The 6134-nt window shown below is 50.3% G+C and carries 4 protein-coding genes; 3 read left to right on the forward strand and 1 reads right to left on the reverse strand.

All coding sequences use genetic code 11. From position 1 onward, the window contains the following. Positions 1–1131, reverse strand: a 1131-nt coding sequence (locus tag FP815_06690) for a serine protease (GenBank protein ID MBA3014627.1), incomplete at its 3' end; no start/stop codon positions are given. Positions 1132–1649: 518 nt separating this feature from the next. On the opposite strand from FP815_06690, the gene FP815_06695 reads away from it, so the two are divergent. From FP815_06695 to FP815_06705, 3 genes are all read left to right on the forward strand, one after another. Next, positions 1650–2036: an HNH nuclease family protein gene (locus FP815_06695; protein ID MBA3014628.1), complete on the forward strand. Its 387-nt coding sequence runs from the start codon at positions 1650–1652 to the stop codon at positions 2034–2036. 542 nt (positions 2037–2578) lie between these two features. Beyond that, positions 2579–3688 carry a hypothetical protein gene (locus FP815_06700; GenBank protein MBA3014629.1) on the forward strand — a complete coding sequence of 370 codons (1110 nt, stop codon included), beginning with the start codon at positions 2579–2581 and terminating at the stop codon, positions 3686–3688. Positions 3689–3802: 114 nt separating this feature from the next. Continuing rightward, positions 3803–6134: hypothetical protein (locus FP815_06705; GenBank protein ID MBA3014630.1), on the forward strand; the 2332-nt coding region annotated here is incomplete at its 3' end.

Here is a 6134-nt window from a genome sequence, read left to right on the forward strand (position 1 = left end):
CTCCGCTTGCCAGGGCAAAGAGGGATCAGGGACTACAAAATCCTGAAAGGAGAGAATCATGCCGAGACAGATACAGAAAAGACCCGTGGCCCCGGCAACTCCAAAGCCAGGAAAGACAAAGATCTCCATTAACAGAAGTGCCACTCCCAGAACGACAAAAAGCAGTTCCGTGTAGTTGGCAAGCCCCACCAGATACTGATTAAGAAAGACAAGACCCAGAGTGATAATTCCGACAATGCCAGGAAGGCCGAAGCCAGGCGCTTTGATTTCGACATAGAGCGCAGCCAGACCGATCATCAACAAGATGGGGGAGATACTGGCAATAAACCGCCCCATGGTCTCGGACCAGTTCTGGTCAAGACGGACAATCTCATAATTTTCTATTCCGAAGCCGTGCAGCATCTCCTCAACCGAGTTGGCAGTCATCCTTGAAAACCCCAAAACCTGGGCTTCGGCATTATCCATGGTGAGAAGTTCACCCTTGGCAACCACCGTTTTTTTTGAGGTGATTTTATCCCTCTCAGGCTGTGGCAGGTCCTCGTACTCGGTACTGTCAAGATAACGAGTTTCACCATCATGGCCCATCACGGCATAAACCTCCTTCTCGGAAGTAACCATCGCTTCCGCCAAGGTAGGTGGGTAGTTATTGCGCCGAGCCAAAGAACGGAACTGAGCCCTGAGAGGTGACTGAAACTTCTCTCCCAACATCTTCGGCCCTTCGTTGGAGTAAGTGATGGGCGCGCAATCACCGATGGTGGTGCTGGGTCGCATGACCAGATCATTACAAGAAAGGGCGATCAGCGCCCCGGCCGAGATAGCCTTGGTTTTCACAAAACCGATGGTTCGATGCTGATCACTATTGATCATAGTATCCACAATAGTCAGCGCAGCATCAACTCTCCCTCCAAAGGTATCAAGTTCCAAAACAATCAGTGAATCCTGGACACGAGCGGCATCCTGTGTAGCCCGCTTGATAAAGGCCGCCATGGCGGGCTCCACCTCGCCGGTCACCGGAATAACAAAGACTTTGGTGGGGGAAGATTGGTCAGTATCGCCGACAATTGGCAGCAAAACAAAAAGACAAAGCAGCAGAAAAAACCTTATTGCAGGATGACGGGCTATGATTGTCATGGATTTAGTTCTCATACTCATACTATTTAATTTTTCAGAAAAATTTGAAGTTAAGAGGCGCATTTTTCCAAATTCTTCACTTCTCAGCACACACTGATTATTATAAACGTAAGAGATATCAACAACCTAAGCACTGAATGGCATAGCTATATTATGGTAAGTGATCATAGGGTAGCGACTAGAAACTGCACTCTACTTCAGAACTGTAAGCGATTTCAGGGCACACCAGCCGGAGTCTTCCTTCGGTCGCTTACCTGCGCGAAATGGGGTTGCGAACTATACTTTCGGTGTGTGAGCAGCCCCATAACAACTAAGCGAACGTAGCGAGCGCCCCGCAAACAAATAAATTCCCTGATCATTCAACAGTGATAAGATAATATAGGAACTGTCGGACATCGACATAATTCTAATGAAAAGATGATAAATCGATCCAAATTCTCACGACCTTACGTTATTATTCCATAATTCCAACTAACTCCTAGTCCCACTTCATCCCACTTTAATGGAGGGTCAAAAATATGCCAAATAATAAAACCCAACCAAGTCAGAATCAGAATAATGTTCGATTAGTAACAGAAGAACAGCGCGCCCTAGACCTCAAGAAAAAAACATATCGAGAGCGAGCGTTACAAATTCACCCTTGGATTTGTGCAAAATGCGGACGAGAGTTCACCGGCAAGAAACTGCGTGAACTCACGGTTCATCACAAGGATCATAATCACGACAACAACCCTCCGGATGGCAGCAACTGGGAGCTGTTATGTCTCTACTGTCACGACAATGCACACTCCCGCTCCCTAGACGCTGATTGGCTCAACAGCCCAGATACTGGTGACACAAAAAAACAAACGGCTACATATAATCCTTTTGCCGCCATTAAGGATTTACTATCGCAAAAAAAGTGACAAACATCCCCGCTCGCATCAAACACCCGCCGCGTGTCAGACGTTTTCTGGGATCTTATCCAGGACATGATTACCTCCAAATAATATCTTAGAACATACTCAAATTTACCTTGACACAACGTCTCATCACATACTACTACTAATAATTATCAATAGGTGAATTCCTGGAGGTGATTCATAGGTATTTGCTAATTATTAACGTTGCAACTGTCCTGCCAATAAGCAATTTTGATGGCGTCGCAAAAAGTCCGCCCTACTGCGTTGCAGCGCATTTTTGTTCATTCGGCATACCATATGTGTGGCCTCATTCTCAAAAACACACTGCGCCTTGTATGTCGGCCTTTTTACTTAGCCATCCCGTGACTTTTTGCGAGATTGTCAATTTTATATTACCTGATATAATAATGATGTTGTATTACAAAGTATTATAACAGCTCCAGGGAGATGAAAAAATAACGCAAATATGGAATTCCGGCAGAAAGAATGGCCTTGCACAAGAGCAGCGCCTGTTCTCTGTCGAAAGCCAAAATGAGGAGACGAAGATGATTAAAAAATTGAACAGAAGCAAAAAGGTGATGCGTAAGGGGTTAGTGAAACTGGGTATCGGAACCTTGGTCATGGCCACTGTTGCCAGCTTCGTCAGTATAGCCGGTGCAGCAACCTTCCAGGTTAACCTGAGGTTGGATCTTCCAGACGACAACCCCGGTGATGGTATTTGCCGGGCCATCCAGACTACGGAAAGAAAACGCTTGCTCAATTGTTCGTTACGCGCAGCGGTCATGGAAGCCAATGCCCTGCCCGGGGCCGACAAGATCACCCTCGGCTGGGGCAAGTTCCCCCTCACCTACGCTGGCTATAGCAATGAATCAGCAGGCTACACAGGCGACCTTGATATCGTCGACAAGTTACAGATTGAGGGCAGAGGCAAAGGCAAGACCATCATTGATGCCTCAGGACTCGTCAATCAAAAAATGAGCCCCGAAGGTGACAGAATATTCGACATCCACGGTCCAGGCGTAGTCACTATGCAAGGAATGACCCTCATCGGTGGCAACGCCATGGGCGGCCCAAGAGAGTATTACGCCAGACAGGAACAAAACGAATCGCCTGTCTGTCCAATAGTAAAACCGGAGGATGAAGCAGACGGCGGGGCACTGCTCAATCGTGGCGCCATCGTCATGCTCACGGACATGCACTTTGAAGATAATCAAGCCCTTTGCGATGGCGGCGCAGTAGAAAACGCAGGCGACGGCATCATGACTATCAAGGGTTGCGACTTTGCTTACAACACGGCAATTGGCAATGGCGGCGCGGTTGAAAATGACGAAGATTCGATCATGGCCATCACCACCGCTGATTTCCAATGGAACAACGCCATGGAAAACGGTGGAGCACTGGCAAGCGACGACTCCATGCTGTTTTTGACCAGCGGAACACTATCCTTTAACTCCGCCCAAGGTATGGGTGGCGGCATCTGGAACGGCGATAGCGATGTCATGACCATTAAACGTTCAACCATCACCTATAATGACGCGGCTGATGGCGGCGGCATCTTTAACAATGACGGATTCCTCAACCTGCGCAGTAATGTCATCGAATTCAATTCACCAAACGATATCGTAGATCAACAAATTCCGGAGGAACTTCCATAAGTTGGCCCCCTGAAAAAGGCGTTTTCTCGTTGAGAAGAGGCGCACTGCCGCACCAAGCGCGGTAGTGCGCAAGCCGCCGGGTAATCCGGCTAGAACAATAAAGGAGGTCCACTTATGAAGAAGCCTGAAAATTTCACCCGGGGAAGTTGCCGGCATACCCCCCGCTATCTTCTTCGGCTGGCTGTTCTGGCTAGCGCCATAATGCTTCTTGGCACTAGCCAAGCATTCTCGGCCAACTGTGTCGACAACGACAATGATAGCTACGTTGTTTGCAACGGCTGCACATTGGTTACCGGCCAGAAATGTGGCGAATGCAATGACTCAAATCCTCAAAGTTATCCAGGCGCCGCCAAGGTCTGTGGCAATAATATCGATAACAATTGCGATGGGGCTGTCGACTTCCCTCAGCTTAACCAACCTTGTTCCATTGGCTACCCCGACAACTGTACCGAACCAACCAATGGCTCGTCGTGTTGTTTCACCGCATCGACTTACGTCTGCAATAGCAATAACACCGACGTTACCTGCCAGATGCCCCCCAATGGCATCGACGGACTGGAAAAACCGGCAGCTGAAGCCGCGTATACAGCCGCATGCCATGACGAGGTTGATAACGACTGCGATGGGCTAACAGACCAAGCAGACCCGGACTGCACCGCGACTCTCGGCGAGCAGTGCAACGGCCTTGATGATGATTACGACGAGCAGATCGATGAAGATTTCAACATCGGCAAATCCTGTAATGTTGGCGAAGGCGCCTGTTTCCGAACCGGCGTCAACATCTGTGCCGACAAATTCTCCAGCGCCTGCAGCGCCACTCCCGGCACTCCGGTTGCCGAGAACAAACCAGGTGAAGCCGTCTGCACCGACGGCAAGGACAACGACTGCGACAATCTTTACGACCTTCAGGATCCGGGGTGCACAACCGCTGAGGTCTGCGACGGCAAGGACAACGATGGGGACAAGCTCATCGACGAAGACTTCCCCGACCTTGGCCAGTCTTGCTCCTCTGGCCTTGGCCAATGCTACTCCACCGGCACGGTCGTTTGCGCACCTGGAGGCCAAGAAACAATGTGTAGCGCGATACTCGGTCTTGCCAGCACTGAAGGCCCCACCGGAGCCACCTGTTCAGACGGCATCGACAATGACTGCGATGGCGCCACCGACAAGGAGGATCCATCCTGTGGATCATCAGACCTGCTTGTTTCTTGCGCACTGCCCTATTACCAAGGCAAGAAAAATCCAGGCTTTGACAGCTGTGTAGGCCTCCATCGGATCTTAGTATTCACTAATGCCGATCTCAAAAATAATCCCAATGCTCTGACGACTGAACTCCTGGCGATGGACAAAAATGGTAAGATCCTTGCCACCTTGCCAGTAAAAAACTGGGATCTCGCCCGGCTTGCCAGTCGCAAGGACAAGGAGGACTGGATTGTCCAAACCACCGGCTCCGAGCACAAGGTGTTTGCTCCCCGCCCGGTGCTTCATGTCAAATATGACGATGGCAACAAGAAAGCCGAGGCCTTCTGTTCTAACATCCCCTTCCTCGAACTTCTTGAACCTGAAGGCAAGGTAGTGACCAAATCAGAGGGTGACACCACCCGATTGTATGCGGCAATCCCCTTAGTCGACACCCGCAAGGTCCAGGTCTTGGTGGACGGGGTCAATCTGTTTGCCGGCTTAGGTATCAGTAACCCGGCGAAGTGCACATTTTCAGCGCCATGCTCCGGTTCTCTCATGATCAACGGCCAAACGGTCACCGTCTCTGATCTGGTAGTGCAAAGTTCACCAGTCAGCATCCCCGGCATGAACATCATTGATGCGCGACTGAGCAACCTCGGCTGTGGCGAGCATATTTTCCAGATCAAGAGCATTCGCCAACTTTTCGCCTTCCCGAACACCCCGGACGAACAATGCCTGATCGACGATATCGCAGATCGCGGCACCTCAAGTGGTCTTGATGTCAGCATCGACTCCCCCGAGGAATATGTTGTCCTTGATGAAACCCCGGTTCGGGTCACAGGACACGCCTGTAGCGGACGGGAGATGACAGGAGTCGAAATCAACGGCAAGGTGCTTGATGTCACAGCACAGCTCTTTACCCCTGGCGACGGCGTCAATACCGGGGGCCGTTATGATTACCCCATCGATTCCACGCACTTTATCACCAACCTCTCTGCCGATCTCAATACCGGCAACGAACCTCTGGGCACCTTCGACCCCGGTTCCAACCGTTTGAGCGCCATGGTCAGTGATGATCTCGGCAACCGTTCTTTCGACAAAAAGGTCTTCGCCATTGGAGACGTCGCCCAGCCAGGGTTTGAAAAGGAGATCCAAGCGCAGTTGAGTACCGAATTGCAGAATGCAGTCAAAGCCGCGACTCAGGAGTTGGACAACGCCTTCGTAGTCGGCATGACCAAACCAGCGATTCAGGATCTATTCAACA

The sequence above is a fragment of the Desulfobulbaceae bacterium genome (assembly GCA_013792005.1).
In the GTDB taxonomy this organism is placed as follows: Bacteria; Desulfobacterota; Desulfobulbia; order Desulfobulbales; family VMSU01; genus VMSU01.